The sequence below is a fragment of the Pinibacter aurantiacus genome, from assembly GCF_019130065.1.
GTDB classification, from domain to species: domain Bacteria; phylum Bacteroidota; class Bacteroidia; order Chitinophagales; family Chitinophagaceae; genus Pinibacter; species Pinibacter aurantiacus.
On sequence record NZ_JAHSPG010000018.1, the window covers coordinates 225,045 to 247,424 of the forward strand.

A 22,380-nucleotide genomic window follows, 5' to 3' on the forward strand; every position below is an offset into this window, starting at 1 on the left:
TACCCCATCGAGCTTTTAAAAAGGATTGCAAAAAAGCACCATTTTGGAAATTGGCTAATTTGATCGGACGTTGTAAACCTATTTATACCAATATTTTTGCATTACTTTTTTGCTTCTACCACTGCCAGGTTATTTATAAGCTTCCATTCATTGTCGGTGTCCAAAACCAAAGAATTGTATGAAACGAAATAATTCTCGGAACTCTCCAAACGAATTTTAACAATGGCAATAGAATCGCTTTTGTCAATGTGCTCTATGATCATTTTTCTTGGTAGCCCACCAAAAATTCCGTCTCTGATATTTGACAAATATTTTTGCTTGTCAATAATGGTTACTCCTTGAGTTCCCATAAAACCATTATTGGTTACCCTGAAGTCTTTATGCAAGACTTTGTCTAACATAACAACGTCGCTGTTGTCGCCACCTTTCACAAAGTTTGTTATTGCCTGTTCTATTTTTTCTATACTTGCCATAAGTCTTAAATTATAATGTTTATTGCATTTTGTGATTGTCGTTTTACAATGACGGGTACAAATATACGAAGGTTCTTTTTTCTTCAAACAAAGATGAATTCAGGTAATAAAAGAAGTGTCCTTAAAAATCTTAAATTTGCATAGAGCGGGTCCGTGTTCAATAATGAATGAGTATTCTTTTCTTGAAAATATGTTTTGACTTTGCTAATAAGAAACAGTTGGAATTAGTTTAAATAGCATTTGCGGAGCATAAATATGTAGAACTAATAAAATGCAGGAAACAAAAGGGCTGATTCAGCAAATAAAATTACACAGCAAAATTGCCATTAGAGTAAGCACTAACTCTAATAATAATTTGCCCGCCGATGTAATGAAACTGCTTACCCAACCTCACCGCAAGGCCAACTTCTTTTTTGTGTTTGTTGAAAGCGGTTCACTTACCCATAAAGTTGATTTAAAAGATTTAACCATTACCAACGGCCAGTTGTTTTTCATTCTGCCAAACCAAATTCATACAGCGCCCGAAAAAGTTAATGATAATCTCAGCTGTTTTAAGATGAGCTTTGACCAAAACTGTTTGTCATTGCTTCCTAAACAATTTTCTTTTTTACTCAATCCCCTGAACTCACAAATCGTTTCGTTTGACAATGCTTCAATGCAGCGAGTGAAAACGCTTTTTGAAATTTTGAACAGCATTCTAAATGCAGAAGGAAATGAAAATGATGGAGAGATTATTTTGGCTCATCTTAATTCTATAATGACAGAAATAAACACTGCCTATTTTAAAAATGTGGTGAAAGAAAACTTACTTCCTGACCGGCTTTCTAAATACATTGATTTTAAAATTGCAGTTGAAACCCATCTCACGGAACAGTTTTCAATAAATACCATTGCCGATAATTTGACCATAACTACTAACCATCTTTACAACATTGTAAAAGAGTTTTCAGGTGTTTCACCAAAAGAATTTATTACCAACCGTTTAATGTTGGAAGCACAACGCAAACTGCACTACTCCAAATCTTCTGTTAAAGAATTAGCGTATGAACTGGGCTTTAACGATCCCGATTATTTTTCACGGCTTTTCAAAAAGACCACGGGAAAAAGTATCAGCGAATATTTAGCTGACATTCAAGATTTGTCAGGCAACTAAAATGAATTGTCCATCTCATTTCAGTTTGCTCCACCGATTTTTGCTGCTAAGTAATTTATTAAAGAATGAAATCAGCATTTATAACAGGAGCAAACAGAGGAATCGGTTTTGAAACCGCAAAACAATTAGCCGCGCTCGGATATTTTGTTTACATAGGCAGCCGGGAAAAAACAAAAGGGCTTGAAGCGGTTGCAGAGCTTAAAGCATTGGGTTTTTCAAATGCAGACTACATTGAATTAGATGTAACAAGCATTGCATCTATCAAGGCTGCACGGCAAACCGTAGAAGGCAAAACACCACAGTTGGATGTTTTAATAAACAATGCTGGTATCAGCGGCGGCTTTCCACAGCAACCTCTTGCAGTTCCTATAGAGAAAGTAAAAACAGTTTTTGAAACTAATTTCTTTGCTCCGATTCAGGTAATACAAGAATTTATTGGCTTACTGAAGAAGTCAAACGAACCACGAATTGTAAATGTAACTACGGAACTTTCTTCTATTACCAAACATCAGGATCCCTCCTGGGAATTTTACGGCTATAATCCGTCGGCTTACGGAGCCTCAAAGTCAGCATTAAATGCTTACACGGTTATGTTGGCTAAAGAACTTAAAGACACGAATTTTAAAGTGAATTGTGTTTGCCCCGGCTTTACAAAAACAGCGTTCAATAACTACATGGGAGTAAGGCCTGTCGAACAAGGAGCAAGGGCCATTGTAAAATATGCGACCCTTAACTCAGATGGTGCAACGGGAAAATTCTTCAATGAAGAAGGCGAAATGCCCTGGTAAAATCGTAAAATACCCAGCCGCTAAAGGAGAAGGTAGTTGTATCCAAGTATTAATATCTAACTTGCCATACGATGAAATATTTCCTTCGCCTTTTTTTCATTTTATTATTCCCTGCAACAGCAAATGTTGCGAATGCCCAATACACAAAACTACCTTCTATTGCAGATAAGATTTTTGCAGTAACGGAATTTGGTGCGGTGGGTGATGGGAGCACGGAGAATACAAAAAGCATACAGGCTGCATTGGACAAGGCTTCGCAAACAGGGGGATGTGTTGTGGTGCCTGCCGGTATGTTTTTGTGCGGGCCATTAACAATGCGTGGGAAAACGGCCCTGAAGATTGAGAAAGGCGGCGTGCTCAGGTTAAGAAATGATGTAGATGGATATCCTGCGGCTAACAACAGATACCTGAATTTTATTAGCATTTCCGGCGCCACCGACATAAAAATTTTTGGAGAAGGAACGCTTGACGGACAAGGAGAAATTTGGTGGAAGAAATTTACAGCGAAGGAAATTTCCAATCGGCGTCCGCAAATGGTTTTTATTGAAAACTCAGAACGTGTAGAAATAAGCTGCATCACTTTCCTGAATCCACCTAATACTCATCTGTCGATTAAAGATGGAACAGACGTGTACATTCATGGTATTCATATTCTTGCGCCTGCAAATTCCCGCAACACGGATGGCATTAATATTTCCGCTAAAAATTGCACGATTGAAGATTGCGACATTCGAACCGGTGATGATAATATTGCGATTAATTTTGGAAACAGGAACAGTGTTGCCACTGAACCTGAGTGCAGCAATATCGTAATCCGCAATTGCTTCTTCGGTGTCGGCCATGGCATGTCCATCGGCAGCTACACCTCTGGTGGCTTAAGGAACCTGGCTGTAAGCAATTGCAAATTTGATGGTACTACTTCTGCCATCAGAATAAAAACGGCAAGGGGCAGAGGCGGCGTTGTAGAAAATATTAGCTATACCGATATTGACATTAAAGATTCAAAATGGCCCATCTTCATTTCTGAATATTACCCAAGAGAACCGGATAGTCCCGAAGCGGATACAACAACTATAGCGACTGCTTTTTCTCCGGCATACAAAAACATCACACTCAAAAATATTACCATAACCGGCGCAACAGATGCTATCAAAATTTACGGCACTCCTGAGTCTCCGATACAGGGAATAACTTTTGACAATGTAAAAATTGCTGCAAAAAACGGCGCACAAATCTATAACGCGAAGAATATAAAGTTTGTCAGATCTACCATAATCGTAGAGAAAGGTAAATTGCTGCAAACGTATCATGCAGAGGTGGAGGGAATGTGAGAATTTGAAAATGCAGGAACGCAGATTTTCATGATTGTCATGATCGGTTAAGATTTTTTCATTTGAGATTTGGAATTTGATGAAGCCCTCGGATTTCAAATCATCAATAATCATGGCAATCATGAAGATCTGCGTTCTTACTCCCCAATTTTCAAATCTTCAAATTTTCAAATTGGCAAATTGTTGTAATTTGAAGCCTGTATGGGTGTACGACTGCTGCTGACTACTGCTTTTATTATTTTCCTGAATGGTGTTTGGGCGCAACCCAAATGCAAGATCGAGTATTATTCCGCCGAAGACGGACTATCTCATGATGTCGCAACTTGTGTGTTGAAAGATCATGAGGGGTTTATGTGGTTCGGCTCCTGGAACGGCATCAACCGTTTCGACGGCCATACATTCATCTCCTACAAATCTTCTGCCGGCGATATGTCGCAACTCACCAACGACAGAATCGACCAGATCGTGGAAGATCAATCAAATCATTTATGGTTGAAGGCTTACGACAAACAGTTCTATCGTTTTGACAAAGCAACGGAAGACTTTTATCCCATTTCCAAGGTCCTGAATAAAGAAAGTAAAAAGAAAGTTCAGTTTTACAAGATCATTGAAGCTTCCGAAGGGTTTGTATGGGTACAGTCCGAAGGGCAGGGCGTCTACTGTATTCCGCAATCTGGCGACTTAACAGCTGGTATTGTTATTTACGACAAAGACGCGACTGCTGATTATTCTTTGCCTTCTAATACAGTCATTTTTTTCTATAGGGACAGTGAACATAAAATTTGGATAGGTACCTCACAAGGTTTGTCCTGCCTTGATAAAAACGGATCTTCTGTCTACAAAAACATCCCGATAGATAAGAACATTGGCAGCGGAACAAGATTCACAGCCATTGCAGAAGATTCTTTACATGTATACATAAGTACGGCAACAGGTGAGCTCGTTACCTATGGCAAGAAAGAAAAGAAATTCTCACGCCAGAAAATAACCGAAAGCTCTTTAAATGCACTGACTTGTTCGGCAAGAATGGATGTGTTATACGCGACAACTTCCGCAGGTGATATACTGAAAATAAAGCTGGGCGACAGAACTGTTGAAAAACTGCATTACAGCTCAGGCGAACCGCTGCACTCCATTTATGAAGACAGAGAGGGCAATATTTGGATCGAGCCTGATAAGCGTGGGATCATCAGGTATAGCGAAGGCCGCGGACTTCAGTATTTTTCAAAAAATGATATTAATACGTTTGTTAGTAATGGCAGCCAGTATGCGGTTGTTGAAGACAACAACGGCATCGTTTGGGTAAATTTAAAAGGTGGAGGCTTTGGTTATTTCGATGCGGCAAAGAACTCGTTCGAATATTTTTTGGATAATCAAAACGGCAGTCATCCTAAGTTTTCGAATATCGTACACAATATATATTACGATGATTTCGGTGCGCTTTGGCTCACGCCGGATGAGAGAGGAGTAATTAAAATTATCTCCCAGGCCAATGAATTCAAGCAACAGCTGTTGGTAGAGCCCGGAATGTTTAAGCCCGACAACGAGATCAGGGGGATTTTGTTTGACAATAAAGAAAGGCTTTGGCTAGGTGCTAAAAGCGGCAAACTGTATATCAGGCAAAATGATAAATGGGTCACAGGTCTTTTTGTAAACGAACCCGCTGCAGGCTTTGGACAGGTGTATTGCATGATGCAGGATAGTCGTAATAATATCTGGCTGGGCACTAAGGCAAACGGCCTTTTTAAAGCAACGCCTGTCGACAAGGAGCAAAGTAAATACAAGCTTACTCATTTTCTGCCGAACGCTGCAGACCAAAACAGTATAGCTAGCGATGAAATCTATTCCTTGCTGGAAGATCGCAAGGGACGCGTGTGGGTAGGTTCATATGAGAATGGCTTATCGTTTATTGTAAATGAAGGAGACTCAGTAAAATTTGTTCATACGGGCAATTCGTTTCAAAACTATCCTAAAGAAACCTTTCGCAAAATTCGCCACATGGCATTGGATGGAGCGAACAACATTTGGATTGCCACCACTGACGGCTTATTGTTGCTGGACGCAAACGAGCAACATGGGCAAATTTATTCTTACACTGCATATAGAAAAATTCCCGGCGACAAACAAAGTCTTGGCGATAACGACATTCAATTTGTTTATCGCGATTCTCAAAATAGAATGTGGGTGGCCACTTCCGGAGGCGGCCTTGGGCTTGCGATTGGCGCAGATCCGATGAAAGAACTGAAGTTCAAAAACTATACACCGAAGGAGGGATTGCCAAATGGTTATGTGCTCAGTTGTGTGGAAGATAAAAAAAGAAACTTATGGATCGCCACCGAGTATGGCCTTTCCAAGCTCAACCTGGAAACGGACGTTATCAGAAGTTATGATTCGTATGACGGACTGCCGAAAGTGGGGTATTCAGAAGCAGCTTGCACCATTTTGCCAAACGGCCACATTGTATTTGGCACCATCAAAGGATATCTGTCATTTGATCCCTCACGAATCGGCACATATCGAATACCTGCAAAAATTGCCCTCACCAATTTGCAGATCAATAATGAAGATGCGGGCCCCGGCGCCAACGACGCGGTGTTGAAAGAAAATATCAACTACGTGAATTCGCTCACCTTGCATTATAATGAAAACATCATCAGTATAGATTACGCAATACTTGATCAGCAGTCGAGCGACAGGCAGGAATTTGCGTTCCGTCTTCTCGGCTTTGATACAACCTGGCACAACAACGGCTTGCAAAGAAGAACAACGTATACGAACCTTCCGCCGGGGCATTATGTATTCGAAGTAAAAACGCTTAACAGTGATTTGTATGCAAACACGCCTTACCGCCGTTTAAGCATAACAATATTACCACCATGGTGGAAAACCTGGTGGGCGTATCTTTTGTATGCTATTGTATTGGGCATACTGATATGGTTCGTCAGACGAACAGCTTTGACAATGCTGCGCTTGCGGCAAAAAATTGCGCTCGAGCAAAAACTTGCAGAGTTGAAGGTGAACTTTTTTACCAATGTTTCCCATGAACTGAGAACGCCACTCACACTCATCATAAATCCTATAGAAGAGTTGGCGCGCAAAGAAAATTTATCGGAGCAGGGAGCTGCCTATGTAAATGTTGTCCGCAAAAATGCCAACAGGATGGTGCGTTTCATCAACCAGTTGCTGGATCTGCGTAAACTGGAAAATAAAAAAACGACCCTTCATATTTCTAACGTAGAAATTGTAGCACTCGTGCAATCCATCTGTGATCATTTTACGGAAGCTGCAAAAGATAAAAGAATAACTATCAACGTTGCCGCAGACCCGCAGGAACTTTATGCATGGGTAGATGCGGAAAAACTTGATGTTGTCATTTACAATCTATTGTCCAATGCATTGAAATTTACACCAGACGGTAAACGCATAGAAGTAAAGATCAAAAAACTTAATGATGGAAAGAATTTCTCCATCTCCGTTTGCGATCAGGGGCCGGGCGTTGAGCAGAACAAACTCGACGAGATTTTTAAACTCTTTTACGCCAGTGACCATTCTGCAGGTAGGGACGTAAAAGGTATTGGTATTGGCCTTGCACTGTCCAAAGAACTGGTTGAATTGCACGGCGGACAAATTGCCGCGACAAACAATAAAGACGAAGGATTAACTGTAACCATTACGCTGCAATCAGGAAAAGAACATTACAAGGGCGAAGAGGTATCGTTTGTTGACCTGCCTGCAAAAGTTTCCCGTGATGAAAAAGCCGTTGAGCAACCATCCTTGTCTTCCCTGGTTCCGGAGAACCAGCATAAAGAGCAGACGCCACTGGTGCTGTTGGTAGAAGATAACAATGAACTGCGTAATTTCTTAACCGGTCAACTCGGAGAATTTTATAGGGTAGAAGTAGCAGCAAATGGCAAGGAAGGCTTGGAAAAAGCAATAGCCCTCGTTCCTGACCTCATCGTCAGTGATATTATGATGCCCGTGATGGATGGCATACAGATGTTGAACGAAATAAAGAATGATGTCAATACCAGCCACATACCGGTGGTATTGCTGTCGGCGAAATATTCCATAGAGAGCCAAATCGAAGGGCTTCAGTACGGCGCAGATTATTACATAACAAAACCCTTCAACAATAGTTTCCTCATTGCCTCGATCGATAACCTGATTCGCCAGCGGAGGAAATTGTTTGAATCACTGGTAGAAAAGAAAACAGTTTTAGAACTCAGCCCACAGGAACCGGTCATTATTACTTCAAGGGACGAAACCTTCCTGAAAGAGGTGATCAAGATTGTGGAAGACAATATGAGCAACTACGATTTTAATATAGATACTGTTGCCGAAGGCATGGCCATGAGCCGCACCACTTTTTATAAAAAATTCAAAAGTCTTACCAATTTAACGCCGGTAGAGTTTGTGCGCGACATGCGTTTGCAAAGAGCCAAACAATACCTTGATACCGGCGAGCATACCATTTCTGAGGTAGCCTACATCGTCGGCTTCAACAATCCAAAATATTTCAGCACCTGTTTCCGGGAGAAATACAATGTTTCGCCTTCCGAGTATGTGAAGGCAAATTTGAAAATTTGAAATGTTCGGGTTCCCCGTAGAGACGGATGAAAATCCGTCTCTGTAAATTTCGATGCAACAAATTAAATGCAGGTGTTACACATTTCACACTGTCAGATTTCGGGTGTGGCTGAGACGCATTATCATGCGTCTCTACGGAATTTTCATTTTCTCAAACAATTGATTCTCAATAAAAAATACCAGGTTACCAAAATTTGAACCTATTCCGTCAATAATTGAACCCCCTTCCAATGGTTTTAAAATAGGTTTATGTCACGGGTAAAAACCAGGTGATGACGACACTGGCTACCCTCGCTAACGAAGCTTATTTTTTAACCAAACGGCAAAGACGATGCGTTTAATTGCTTATGAAAAAACAGTTCGGAACTGTTATCTTTCGTTCGGGCTACTCCCAACAAAAGCCTCCAAAATTTTCCGGTTTTTAATGCTATTATTAGCAGTACAGTTGCAGGTAAATGCAAACACTGTTTCCAACAAAGTTCCTCATCGCTCACCGGCGGGTATTATAACCGGTAAGATCACAGATGCGAAAGGCGATCCGCTCTCCGGTGCCAGCGTCGCTGAAAAAGGAACCAAAAATCAAACACTTTCAAAAACAGACGGAAGTTTTTCCCTGAATGTGCAGGGTGAAAAAGCAACCGTCATCATCTCATTTGTGGGTCATGCTACAAAAGAAGTCGTAGTAACAGCCGGTACTCCCATTAGTATAAAAATGGTGCAGGCAAACAACAGCATGGACGATATCGTGGTGATCGGCTACCAGGCGGTGCGTAAAAAAGACATGCTTGCGGCGTCTTCCTCTGTTACATCAAAGGACCTGAAAGACAACCCACTCAACAATGCCGCAGAAGCGTTACAAGGCAAGCTGGCCGGTGTGCAGATCAGCATGACCGAAGGCGCGCCGGGTGCAGACGCGGTGATCAACATTCGTGGACGTGGTTCCATTACACAAAGTGGCGAACCGCTGTACGTAGTGGATGGCATTCCAACAGACAACGCGCTGTCCATACTCAATCCTCAGGACATTGAATCGCTCGACGTTTTGAAAGACGCGGCATCCACTGCCATCTATGGATCAAGAGGAGCGAATGGTGTAATAGTGATCACTACAAAGGGTGGTAAAAATACAAATGGTAAAACGTTCGTGAACTTCAACATGTACCAGGGCGTGCAGCAACTGGCACAAAAGATAGATATGATGGGGCCTTATGATTTTGTATTGTATCAGTATGAAAGAGCATGGTGGCGCGGTGATACGGCCGGCGTTGTAAAAAAATACATTCGCGATCCGTACAATTTTGATACGATTGAAACATACAAAATGAACCCCGGCTTCGATTGGCAGGAGCGCACCATGGGTGCCAATGCCTACCAGTCCTCTTACAACGTAGGCGTATCGGGTGGTACAAATAAAACGACCTATAACCTGAGCCTTACGGCAAACAAGCAACAGGGCATTTTGATCAACTCTGACATGCAGAGAAAAAACCTTCAGTTCAGACTGGATCATAAAGCAACGGATCATTTTAAATTTGGATTTGGCAGCCGCTATACCGATCAACGGATCAGGGGTGCAGGTACTTCCGATGCCGCAGGAGCAGGTAGCAACAGGTTGCGCCAGTACACGCGTTACAAACCATTGATCATGCCGGGCGAGGAAGAAGACAGCTATGATCCCGATCTTGACCTGAACAATGCGGGCAATGGTTTCAACGTATTGAACCCGATATTGCTGGCCAATGCAGAAACAAGAAACAGATACAATACACAGCTCAACTTCAACGGTTATTTCCAGGTGGACATCGTTAAGAATCTGTACTTCCGTTCTACAGCGGGCTATACTGTGAACTCTACACGCAACCAGGCTTTTGATGATACATTGACCAACAATGCAAAAACATACAACAAACAGCCGATTGTAAGTTTGTCAAACAGCCGTAACGTACAGCTCACCAATTCAAATGTGTTAACCTATAGCAACCCTGCGATGTTTGGCAGCAAGCATAGCCTGAATGTTTTGCTGGGACAGGAAATTCAGAAAACAACGGTTACTTCTGATGCGTTGACGCTGCGTTATTTCCCTGTAGGCATCACCGCTGATAAGGCCTTCAATAACCTGCAACTGGCGGCGGCATCTGCAACAGGTGCCATCCAGCCAAACCCAAGTTCGTCACAAGTGCCTACATCGCTCGCTTCTTTCTTCTCTACTATTGACTATAACTATGGTGGAAAATATTTTGCGAAATTCACACTACGTGCAGATGGTACTTCCATCTTCTCCAGCGAGCACAGCTGGGGTTATTTCCCATCAGGTGCAGTAGCATGGAGAGTGAGCAAAGAAAATTTCTTCAACAGCACAAAAGTGAACGATCTCCGTTTCCGCTATTCATACGGAACAGCGGGTAACAACAGGATTACACCATTTTCGTACAGAACGCAATACACTGCGCCAACAAGCGGTGGCTATGGTTTGAATGGAGTGTTGAACGGCATCTTTACACCGGCTAACCTTGGTAACCTCGATCTTATGTGGGAAAGCCAGGTGGCACAAAACCTTGGCATGGACATCACATTGTTCAACAGGTTTAATCTTACTGTAGATGCTTATTCCAATAAATCAAGCAACCTGTTACTGAACCAGGCGATACCTTCTTCAACCGGCTACACCACTCAGTTTCAGAACATCGGTTCTACACGCAACCGTGGCGTTGAGTTCCAGTTGTCTGCTAACATCATCAGCAACAAAAACTTTAGCTACAACGCGAGCTTCAATATTTCATTTAACAAAAATAAAATCACTTCTCTTGGGCCAAACCAGCAATTGCTTAGAAACTCAGGCTGGTTCAGTGGTAGCAATTTCCCTGCTGACTTTGTGTTGAAAGTAGGGGACGAAGTGGGCACCATGTATGGTTATGTAAACGATGGCTATTTTACATTGGATGATTTTGATACAAAGCCATACTCCAATGCGACTTACCCTGGATACACAACGCAATACACGTTGAAAAGCACAGTGGCAAACAACTCTACGCTGCTGGCAGATCCTATACAGCCGGGTTCTCCTAAATACAAAGACATCAGTGGCCCGGGTGGAAAACCAGACGGCAAAGTGGATGTGGACAATGACAGAACAATTATTGGTCACGCACAGCCGAAATTTTTTGGAGGTCTTAACCAGACATTTGCTTATAAAGGATTTGACCTTTCCATCTTCCTGAACTTCGTTTATGGCAACCAGGTGTTCAATGCAAACAAACTTGAATATGCAAGTGCATACGGCAGTGAGGTGAATTTATCTACAATTGACAACGGTCGTTGGAGAATGGTAGATCCTGTAACGGGTGCGCCGGTGCAACGTCAGATCGGTAGCGGTACTTCTGCAACCATCATTGGTGCAGATCCTGCAACACTTGGCACGGTAAATAAAAATGCGAAGATCTGGTTCCCATCCACCAGCATCAATGGTTTCTATTCACAAAGCTATGCTGTAGAAGACGGTTCTTATCTAAGGATCAACAACATTACACTGGGCTACAATTTTCCTAAAACAATGTTGAAGAGAATGAAAGTGAGCACGCTGCGCATCTATGCAACCGTAAACAACCTTGCAACGCTGACAGGCTACACAGGTTACGATCCGGATGCGAGCACAAGAAGATCTGACCCAACAACACCGGGTGTGGACTATGCTGCTTATCCGAGATCAAGAACATTTGTGGCGGGAATAAACCTGGCGCTTTAAACAGGAATTAGAAATTAGGAATTAGGAATTAGGAATTAGAAATGTAGCATTCTGCATTTCTAATTCTCGAATGAAAATCATAGCAGATCATGACAATCATGAAAATCTGCCTGCCCGACTAAAGTCATTCAGGCGGGCGTTCTTTCTCAAATTTCAAATCATAACAATCTTGCAATATGACAAGGAAAAATATAAAAACGGTAATCGCGGGCACGCTGCTATCAGCGCTTGTGATGGGCTGGATGGGCTGTAAGAAATTTCTTTCACCCGAAGCCGTTTCTTCTTTCGATACAGAATATGTTTTTGATAACATCACCAATGCACGCAAAGCGTTGCTGGGTTCATATAATTCACTAACCGGCGATTATGGCTACGGCATCCGCATCAGTGGTTACTGGGCCTATGACTCAGATGAAATGATAAAAGGTACAAACTCGACCACGACAGATGAAGGACAGTTACTTGCAAAATATTTGAGCATCGCATCCAATTTGCAAATAACAAACCCATTTAATCAGATGTATACAGGAGCAGAGAGAGCGAACCTTTGCATCTACAATATTCCAAAAATGGAATTGTACACAATCGGCAGTGCACAACAACAGGCACAGTTGAAACGCATGCTTGGCGAGGCTTACGTGCTGAGGGCACAATTCATGTACGAACTTTGCCGCAACTTTGGTGATGTTCCATTTCAAAAACAACCTTCGCAGTATACTTCCAATTTGTTTCAGTCACGCATGAGCAGGGACTCTATTTACGATCAACTGCTGACCGATCTTAAACAAGCGGAAGATTTGATGCCATGGAGAACAGATGTTTCTTCTATTGGTGATGCTGTAGACCAGCGCTTCACAAAAGGATCAGCAAAAGCACTACGTGCAAAAATTGCACTTACACGCGGAGGGTACTCATTACCTGTTTCCGGCGGTGCGCTGTCTCGTCCATCGAACTATCTGGATTTTTACAAAATAGCGCACGATGAATGCGCAGATTTAATTGCTAACCCAACGCAGCATACATTGTTGTCTTCTTATAAAGACCTTTTCAAAAACTACTTGCTGGCGCATAACTTAAACGATCCTGCCGGTGAGTACATCATGGTGGCATCAATGGCAAATGGTGCGGATAGCAAACTTGGTATACAAACAGGAACACGCGTAAATGGTGTGGGTGGTGGCAACCTGAATATTTTGCCAACCTACTTTTACATGTTTGATTCTACAGACCTGCGCAGAGATGTTACTTGTGTGCCTTACGAAATAACATTTGACACCATCAAAACGGGTCATGCCATGAACGCAGTGTATGATGGTAAATTCAGGAAAGAGTGGGTGTCAAATCCGAGTTTTGTTTTCAGTGCTGGGAGTGCCTCTACTTCAAACAGACCGGCTACAAACAACGCGTTGCAGAACATGCAACTAAGCTGGCCGTTGATCAGGTTTGCTGATGTATTGCTATGGTACGCTGAAACAGAAAATGAGATCAATGGCGGACCTACCGCAGCGGCCATCGACGCTGTGAGCAGAGTAAACCTTCGTGGTCACGGTGGCAGCTATAAAGAAACACCACCTGTTATACCAACAACAAAAGACGGATTCTTTAAATTTTTGGTAAAAGAGCGCATGCTTGAATTTGGTAACGAAGGCGTTCGCAAATATGACCTCATACGCTGGAACCTTTTGGCAACGGCCGTTAACGAAACAAGGGCAAGATTGAATGCGTGGGCCACTGCAACAGAAAGCAACCATCCTGTTATGCCGCTTTATTCTTACATGGAAAATGGTCCTGCCTATGCACAGGATGCAACACAGTTGCCAACCTATTTATACTTCATGAAAACGCCTGCAAGATCTAACATTGATGACTTCAATCCGTTCCTTAATTCCTACTACAAGCCAAGCGATATCAAAGCAGCTCCAACAGGACAAGTGCGTGTGGCGTGGTGGTTGGGTGGAAGCGGACAGGTAACGTACGTGAATTCAATAGCGTCCGGCTTTAAAACGGGACAGAGTGAGTTGATGCCTATACCGCAATCACAACGCGATGTCAACCCGAATTTGAGTCCGCAAAATTTTGGCTACTAATTTATTTAGTGGAGAGTTCAGAATTGAGAGTGGAGAGTTATTTCTAAACTTCACTCTCCATTCTCAACTTTCAACTCTCCACTTTCAACTTCCGTAGTATGAAAAACTTGTTATTGATTTTAGTGGTGGTGATCATAAGTGGCATTTGTTTTGGCCAGGAATTTACACCGCTTTGGCCATCGGGTAAAATGCCTGACAGTAAAGGATTGCAGCTCAAGGATAGCATCGTGAACGATAGGATTTTGCAAGTAGGGACACCAGGCTTTTATAGTTTTTTCCCCGCCAAAGAGGAAAACAGTGGTGCTGCTATTTTGATATTTCCAGGCGGAGGTTATCATCATCTCACTTATGATCTCGGTGGCTTTCAATTGGCAAAATGGTTTAACTCCATGGGCATTAGCGCCTTTGTAGTTAATTACAGGTTGCCCACATCACCAGATCTTGTACACAGAGAACTTGGGCCTTTGCAGGATGCACAACGGGCAATGCGCATCATTCGCGCCAACGCCGCGAAGTGGAAAATCGATCCGGCAAAAATTGGCGTGCAGGGATCATCAGCAGGCGGACACGTTGCTGCAATGATGGGTTGTTTGAAAGATGATGTATCGCGAATAAATGACAGTCTCGATAAAGTATCCTTTCATTCTGATTTTATGATATTGGTTTCGCCCGTGATCAGCATGGGTGCAAACGCACACAAGGGAAGCAAAGAAAATTTGCTCGGAAAAAATCCATCCAAAGAAATGACAGATAAATATTCAATGGAGCTGCAGGTGACATCAACAACGCCACGCTGTTTTGTTGCCGATGCGTTCAATGATAAAACCGTGCCCCCTATAAACAGCCTTCTTTTTTACCAATCCCTTTTAGAAAAAAACATCCCGACCAGTTTTCATGTATTTCCACAGGGTGCGCATTCCATCGGACTGACAAACAATCCGGGCTCTACCGTATTATGGAAAGCATTGCTGGAAGCATGGTTAAAGGAAATGCAATTCACTGAACATTAGTTTTAACAACAACAACGACAACTAAAATGATGATTCAAAAAACTTTTCGATTTCTTGTACTTGCCGTGCTTGTTCATTCGCAGGCACATGCACAATACTCATGGGATAATTTGCCAAAGGCACAGTTGCCAACATTTAAAAACGATACTTTCAATATAAAAAAATATGGAGCCATTGCAGACGGCATCACACTTAATACAAGGAGCATTAACAATGCAATAGACGATTGCAGTAAAAAAGGTGGCGGAGTGGTGTTGATTCCAGAAGGTATTTGGCTAACAGGGCCGGTCGTGCTGAAAAGCAATGTCAACCTGCATTTGAACGCTGCTGCCATTTTGCAGTTTACAAAAGACTTTAACCAGTTTCCTCTGGTAGAAGGTAATTACGAAGGTGCACCTTCGGCGAGAAATCAGTCACCCATATCTGGTGACCATCTTGTAAACATTGCCATTACAGGCAAAGGCATTGTAGATGGTAATGGCGATGCGTGGCGCATGGTGGGCAGAGACAGGCTAACAGAAAGCGAATGGAAGAAGAAAATTGCTTCCGGTGGTTTGGTGAGCGCCGATGGTAACACATGGTACCCATCTGCAAAAACAAAAAAGGCGCATGAAGAGAAGTTGAATGGAATCATTACGCCGGGAAAGACACTGAAAGATTATGAAGCCATAAAAGACTATCTGCGTCCGAATCTCCTGGTGCTGAATGATTGTAAGAAAGTTTTACTCGAAGATGTGACCTTCCAAAACTCACCTGCGTGGAACCTGCATCCGTTGCTGTGCGAAGATTTAACGCTGAAAAATCTTACCGTCAAAAATCCTGAGTATGCACAGAATGGAGATGGCGTAGATGTGGAGAGTTGTAAAAATGTTTTGATCGACGGCTGCACGTTCGATGTAGGTGATGATGGCATTTGTATAAAGAGCGGTCGTGATGAAGAAGGCCGCAAACGTGGTAAACCAACAGAAAACATGGTTGTTCGCAACAGCACTGTTTACAAAGCGCATGGCGGTTTTGTAATAGGCAGCGAAATGAGCGGTGGTGCTAAAAATATATTCGTGTACAGTTGCTCTTTCATTGGAACAGACAAAGGTCTTCGTTTTAAAACAGCAAGGGGCAGAGGAGGAGTAGTGGAAGATATTTATTGCAGAAATATTTTCATGAAAGATATCGTGCATGAAGCCATTTACTTCGACATGTATTATTTCACAGCACCACCTAAAAAAGGTGAAAGGGCGGAAGCCGTTGCCGCGAATGTTACCACCCCGCAATTCAGAAATTTCGAGATCAGTAATATCGTTTGTGATGGTGCAGACAAAGGTATTTTCATGAGAGGGCTACCTGAAATGGCCGTGAAAAATATCAGCATCAGCAACGTGTTGCTCAACGCAGACAAGGGCGCTGAGATCATCGAGTCGTCTGATATAAAGTTGAATAACGTTACATTGTTAAGTAAAAAAACTGATCCTGTTATTCATGTAGAGAACAGCAAAGACATTACGATAGATGCGTTGAAATACAGCCCCGCGTCTGCAACATTATTTAGTATTTACGGCGCCGACAGCAAGGATATTAATCTACGCAACACAGATGCATCGAAGGTTAAAACCATAGCATCGTTTGTAAAAGGTGCGAATGCAAAAGCGATTACGGTTGTGAATTGATTTGAAGATTTGCGGGGTGCGTAGAGACAAGGCATTGCCTTGTCTGTACATGATCGCCGCAAAATGCATCGATATTTAAAATAAAAAAGAGATGAAGATTATGAAATCATATTTTTTTCTGCTACTGATAATGATGTTTTTATCAATAGACAGCACAGCGCAAACAACCAGCTACCCCAAAGTGCTCACTGTGGCACTTGATGGAAGCGGCAATTATAAAACCATTCAATCTGCCATCGATGCAGTGCGTGCTTATTCTCCGGAACACATTACCATTAATATTAAAAACGGAGTGTATCATGAGAAAATTGTAGTGCCGGCATGGGTAACCAATGTTTCTTTTGTTGGCGAAAGCAAAGAAGGAACCATCATTGTGAACGGGGATTACTCAGGCAAGTTTATGAATGCTGATACGGTGGCGGATAAAACGAAATTCGGCACTTTTAATTCTTACACCATGTACGTCCATGGCAACGACATTTCCGTAAAAAACATAACTATTTCAAACAACGCTGGCCGCGTGGGACAGGCAGTCGCGCTGCATGTAGATGGTGACAGGTTCGAAATGGAGAACTGCAATTTGCTCGGCAACCAGGATACATTGCTAACCGCTAATGATACGGCCAGGCAATACTTTGTGAACTGCTACATAGAAGGGACTACCGATTTTATTTTTGGGAATGCAACGGCAGTTTTTCAAAACTGCACACTGAAAAGCCTTGTTGAATCTTTTATAACAGCAGCTTCTACAACGCAGCAACAGCAGTTTGGCTATGTGTTTCAGCATTGCAAACTGATTGCAGATAGCAGTGTCAAACGCACCTATCTTGGCAGACCGTGGCGAGCATATGCTAAAGTTGTTTTTATGGATTGTGAGATGGATCGCAACATCAGGCCCGAAGGCTGGCATAATTGGGGCAAAGCAGAAAATGAAGCAACAGCTTTCTACGCAGAGTTCAACAATACTGGGGCCGGGGCCAACACGGAGAAACGCGTTGCATGGAGTCATGTACTTAGCAAGAACGAGGCAAAACAATACACGATAGAAAATATTTTTAAAGGTTGGAAGCCGGCGTATGGTCAGGGAAATATTACGGCGAAATAAAAAGGCATTTATTCATGACGAGGAACAAACAATCAACAACAGGAAACAAACGAAACGCTATGTGGAATGCGGGGAAGACACTTGGTGTAGTAGTCATTCTACTTGCTTTGAATATCGATAAAACTGTTGCGCAAAGCAACTACACGTTATGGTACGACAAGCCCGCAGCCAACTGGAATGAGGCACTGCCTATTGGCAATGGGCGTCTCGCATCCATGGTATTTGGAGGGGCAGCAGAAGAACGTTTACAGTTAAATGAAGAATCTGTTTGGGCTGGTGAACCGGGTAATAACATCATCAAGGGTGTTTACGATAGCATCGTACAGATCCGTAAATTTTTGTTTGAAGAAAAATATAAAGACGCGCAGGATCTTTCTAACAGGACATTTCCAAGACAAGCGCCGAAGGATGGTAACTATGGCATGCAATACCAGCCCGTTGGTAATTTGATCATTCATTTTTCCGGCCACGAGAACGCAACGAAGTACTATCGTGATCTTGATATTCAACACGCTCTTGCATCTGTTACTTATGAAATAGACGGCGTGAGTTTTAAAAGAGAAATGTTTGCGTCACTAACGGACGGAGTTATCATCGTGCGGCTGACTGCCAGCAAACCTAAAAGCATCAACTGTACACTAAGCCTTAACACTCCACATAAAGTAAGCCAGGTAAAAGTAAAGAATGATGAATTGATTCTTACAGGAATGACGAGCAGTGTTGATAACAAGCAGGGAAAGGTAAGTTTTGAAACACAGGTATTGCCGAAAGTTGAAGGTGGCAAAGTTAGCATGACTGACACAAGCCTTGTGCTTACAGGCGTTGACGCGGCAACCATATACATCAGCATTGGTACGAATTTTAAGAACTATCACGATATTAGTGGAAATGCATCTGCGGTCACATCGGGTTATTTGGCAAACGCACTTACGAAAAACTATGATGCGCTAAAGACGGCACACATTAATAAGTACAGCAGTTTTTTTGACAGGGTTTCACTCGATCTTGGTTCAACTGCGCAAAGCAAAAAGCCAACGAATGTGAGAGTTGCAGAATTCAATTCAATACCAGATCCCCAACTCGCTGCATTGTACTTTCAGTTTGGCAGATACCTGCTGATCTCCGGTTCTCAGCCCGGCACTGCACCAACTACGTTGCAGGGCAAATGGAACGATAAGTTGAATCCGGCATGGGATAGCAAGTACACGATCAATATCAATACTGAAATGAACTACTGGCCCGCTGAACCCACCAATCTTAGCGAATTGCATCAGCCTTTGTTTGATCTCATAAAAGATCTTTCTGTCACCGGTAAAGAAAGTGCATCGGAAATGTATCATGCCCGTGGATGGAATGCACATCACAATACGGATCAGTGGCGCATCACAGGCCCTGTAGACGGCGGCTTTTATGGCATGTGGCCAATGGGTGGTGCATGGCTCACGCAACATTTATGGTATCACTATTTGTATACAGGAGACAAGGATTTTCTTACAAATGTTTACCCGGTATTAAAAGGTGCCGCTATGTTTTTTGTAGACGTATTACAGGAAGAGCCAACACACAAATGGATGGTCGTAGCGCCATCGATGTCTCCTGAAAATACTTACGGAAAAAGCGTTGGCGTCACAGCAGGCGGCACGATGGACAATCAACTTGTTTTTGATGTTTTGTCAAATGCAATACATGCTGCTAACACGTTGAACACTGATAACGCCTTTGCCGATACATTGAAGACGATGATAAAAAGACTTCCTCCCATGCAGGTGGGCCAGTATGGCCAGTTGCAGGAATGGTTGAAAGATTGGGACAGGAAAGATGATAAGCATCGCCACATTTCACATTTATATGGTCTGTTTCCAAGTAACCAGATTTCACCTTACCGCAATCCGCAATTGTTTAATGCCGCACGTCAATCATTGGTATATCGCGGAGATAAATCAACAGGCTGGTCAATGGGGTGGAAGGTAAACTGGTGGGCAAGACTATTGGATGGTAACAGAGCATACAAATTGATTGCAGATCAACTGTCTCCCGCACCGGTTGAAACTACCGGACAAAACGGTGGCACCTATCCAAACCTGTTTGATGCGCATCCGCCTTTTCAAATCGACGGCAACTTTGGTTGCGTGTCAGGGATCTCTGAAATGCTTGTGCAATCACAGGATGGCGCTATTCATGTGCTTCCTGCATTGCCTGATGTCTGGCCAAATGGTACTGTGAAAGGTCTCGTAACAAGAGGAGGATTTGTGGTTGACATATCGTGGAAAAATGGAAAGATCAATACGTTAAAAGTTACATCTAAAATTGGCGGCAACTGCAGATTGCGTGTGTATGATGAGATTGTTGCCGATGGTAAATTTAAACTGGGCAAAGCGAATGGCGAAAATAAAAACCCGCTGTTCGAAGTGGAACCGATCAAGCAGCCGCTTGTTTCAGAGAAGGCGACACAAATTGATCTTAAGTTGAAGAAAACTTTTGAATACGATGTGGCAACAGAGCCAGGAAAAACTTATTTGTTTAAAGCTCAATAAATACACTTTAAATGAAAACACAGGTTTCAAAAAAGCACGGTGGGCTGCATCATGGCCTTTTGAATTTTTACTTTTTACTTTTCACTTGTATTGGCTTAAGTTTTATTCCACCAAAAAAGAAACTCACGATTTATTTGGCGGGAGATTCTACAATGGCAGATAAAAAGGTGGCAGCATTTCCTAAGACTGGGTGGGGAACAAGGTTCAGGAATTTTTTCGATTCATCCGTTTCCATTGTCAATAAGGCGCAGAATGGCCGCAGCACGCGCACTTTCATGACGGACGGTCTTTGGAAGCAAATAGCCGACAGCTTGCAGGCGGATGATTATGTGCTGATTCAATTTGGCCACAATGACGAAGTGCCAACCAAAGCGGCTGCAACAACAGAGAAAGAGTTTAGGAGCAATCTCAATTTATACATTGAACAGACGCGAAGCAAAAAGGCGATGCCAGTACTTATTACGCCGGTAACACGCCGCAGTTTTGATAGCAGCGGAAACCTTCAGGATACCCATGCACGTTATGCCCAGATCATTCGTGAAACGGCGGCAGAAAACAAGGTGCTGTTGATTGATCTTGACAAAGAAAGCATGGCGCTGCTTCTGCGTTTTGGCCCTGAGCGATCCAAATGGTTATACAATCATCTTCAGCCGGGGGAAAATCCAAACTATCCTGATGGCAAAGCAGACGATACTCATTTTAATGAAATGGGTGCACGTAAAATGGCTGAGATTGTTTTGGCAGATCTGCGCAAGCTGTCGCCGGAGATTGACAGCAGAGTCATTAAATCAAATATGGGAGTAAAATAACTGTGACTATGAGGAACAAGAAGAATTTATATTCTCTGATACTTAGTGTTTGCCTTATGGCCTTCACTTTAAAGGAGCCGTTGAAGAATAAGATTTATCTCATTGGTGATTCTACTGTTTGCGATCAACCTATTGATCGCTACCCGGTAACCGGTTGGGGAACGCCTTTCGCGAATTATTTTGATTCTTCTATAGTTGTCGACAATCGCGCAAGAGGCGGGCGCAGTACACGCACATTCCTCGAAGAGAATCGCTGGCAGCCAATCGTTGATAGTTTGAAGCCGGGTGATTATGTGTTTATACAATTTGGCCACAATGATGAAGCGAAAGAACCGCAATATGCAGCACGCTATACGCCGGTTCCGGATTATAAAAGGAACCTTATAAAGTTTATAAATGAAACACGCAGCAAGCAGGCATTTCCTGTACTGGTAACGCCTGTAAGCAGAAGGGTTTTCAAAAATGACCAGGCACAGGAAACGCATGCTGAGTATACTGCTGCTGTATTTGAAATTGGAAAGCAGCTGAACGTGCCGGTAATTGACCTGGATCGACAGAGTCGCGACCTCTATCAAACATTAGGAAGTGTAGATTCCAAATTGCTATTCATGGAACTGGACTCTGCGGAACATCCGAACTATCCGCGCGGCCAGCACGACAACACGCATTTCAATGACTATGGTGCAAGGATTATAGCGCAAATGGTTTTGAATGATATCAAGGCACAACATCTGCCACTTGCGGACAGAATTGTTAAGCGCCAAACCACTGCTGGTCGCCAGCTAAAGTAAGAAGTTAGAAAATGTACTGCCCGATTAACCCTAAATAGTTTCTGCTGCAAATCCCGAAAACGGGATAGCTGTAAACCAGAACGCAGGCAGTGAGAATAAAGATTATAGCAGGTGAGCGATTGAGTATGATCGAATCATATTACGCTGACCGGGGTTGCTAGTCTTGGTGACCCCAATTTTTAAATTCTGGATTTGTTTAAATAATTGAGGCCAACTATATGGATGGCCTATCACGATGGTTCTCGTTTCTAATAGTAAGTGGTGGCACGGCGAAAGTCGTGCCTTTTTTTAGAATGATGTTGGCAC

General features: G+C 42.8%; 13 protein-coding genes. 12 read left to right on the forward strand and 1 reads right to left on the reverse strand.

From position 1 onward, the window contains the following. Window positions 1–101: 101 nt before the first annotated feature. Window positions 102–473 (reverse strand): nuclear transport factor 2 family protein, encoded by a 372-nt coding sequence (locus KTO63_RS24665; protein WP_217794702.1) that lies wholly within the window; start codon window positions 471–473, stop codon window positions 102–104. A 271-nt stretch (window positions 474–744) separates the two neighbouring features. On the opposite strand from KTO63_RS24665, the gene KTO63_RS24670 reads away from it, so the two are divergent. From KTO63_RS24670 to KTO63_RS24725, 12 genes are all read left to right on the forward strand, one after another. Beyond that, window positions 745–1,626, forward strand: a complete 882-nt coding sequence (locus tag KTO63_RS24670) for an AraC family transcriptional regulator (protein ID WP_217794704.1) — start codon at window positions 745–747, stop codon at window positions 1,624–1,626. Window positions 1,627–1,691: 65 nt separating this feature from the next. Then, complete coding sequence (locus tag KTO63_RS24675; protein ID WP_217794706.1) at window positions 1,692–2,414, forward strand: SDR family oxidoreductase; 723 nt, start codon at window positions 1,692–1,694, stop codon at window positions 2,412–2,414. Window positions 2,415–2,485: 71 nt separating this feature from the next. Next, on the forward strand, window positions 2,486–3,745 hold the full coding sequence (locus KTO63_RS24680; RefSeq protein ID WP_217794708.1) for a glycoside hydrolase family 28 protein: 1,260 nt from the start codon (window positions 2,486–2,488) through the stop codon (window positions 3,743–3,745). Window positions 3,746–3,946: 201 nt separating this feature from the next. Further along, window positions 3,947–8,332, forward strand: a complete 4,386-nt coding sequence (locus KTO63_RS24685; RefSeq protein WP_217794710.1) for a hybrid sensor histidine kinase/response regulator transcription factor — start codon at window positions 3,947–3,949, stop codon at window positions 8,330–8,332. 424 nt (window positions 8,333–8,756) lie between these two features. Beyond that, window positions 8,757–12,074 (forward strand): SusC/RagA family TonB-linked outer membrane protein, encoded by a 3,318-nt coding sequence (locus KTO63_RS24690; protein WP_217794712.1) that lies wholly within the window; start codon window positions 8,757–8,759, stop codon window positions 12,072–12,074. Window positions 12,075–12,250: 176 nt separating this feature from the next. Continuing rightward, window positions 12,251–14,161 (forward strand): RagB/SusD family nutrient uptake outer membrane protein, encoded by a 1,911-nt coding sequence (locus KTO63_RS24695; protein ID WP_217794714.1) that lies wholly within the window; start codon window positions 12,251–12,253, stop codon window positions 14,159–14,161. A gap of 98 nt (window positions 14,162–14,259) precedes the next feature. Continuing rightward, window positions 14,260–15,171, forward strand: coding sequence for an alpha/beta hydrolase (locus tag KTO63_RS24700; RefSeq protein ID WP_217794716.1), 912 nt, complete (start codon window positions 14,260–14,262; stop codon window positions 15,169–15,171). Between the two features lie 26 nt (window positions 15,172–15,197). Continuing rightward, window positions 15,198–16,835: a glycoside hydrolase family 28 protein gene (locus tag KTO63_RS24705; protein ID WP_217794718.1), complete on the forward strand. Its 1,638-nt coding sequence runs from the start codon at window positions 15,198–15,200 to the stop codon at window positions 16,833–16,835. A gap of 100 nt (window positions 16,836–16,935) precedes the next feature. After that, window positions 16,936–17,940 (forward strand): pectinesterase family protein, encoded by a 1,005-nt coding sequence (locus KTO63_RS24710; protein WP_232373332.1) that lies wholly within the window; start codon window positions 16,936–16,938, stop codon window positions 17,938–17,940. 14 nt (window positions 17,941–17,954) lie between these two features. After that, a complete protein-coding gene (locus tag KTO63_RS24715; protein WP_217794722.1) occupies window positions 17,955–20,474 on the forward strand; it encodes a glycoside hydrolase family 95 protein in 2,520 nt (839 codons plus the stop codon). 11 nt (window positions 20,475–20,485) lie between these two features. Beyond that, window positions 20,486–21,283: a rhamnogalacturonan acetylesterase gene (locus tag KTO63_RS24720; RefSeq protein WP_217794724.1), complete on the forward strand. Its 798-nt coding sequence runs from the start codon at window positions 20,486–20,488 to the stop codon at window positions 21,281–21,283. 8 nt (window positions 21,284–21,291) lie between these two features. After that, window positions 21,292–22,074, forward strand: a complete 783-nt coding sequence (locus KTO63_RS24725) for a rhamnogalacturonan acetylesterase (protein ID WP_217794726.1) — start codon at window positions 21,292–21,294, stop codon at window positions 22,072–22,074. The last annotated feature ends 306 nt before the right edge of the window (window positions 22,075–22,380 follow it).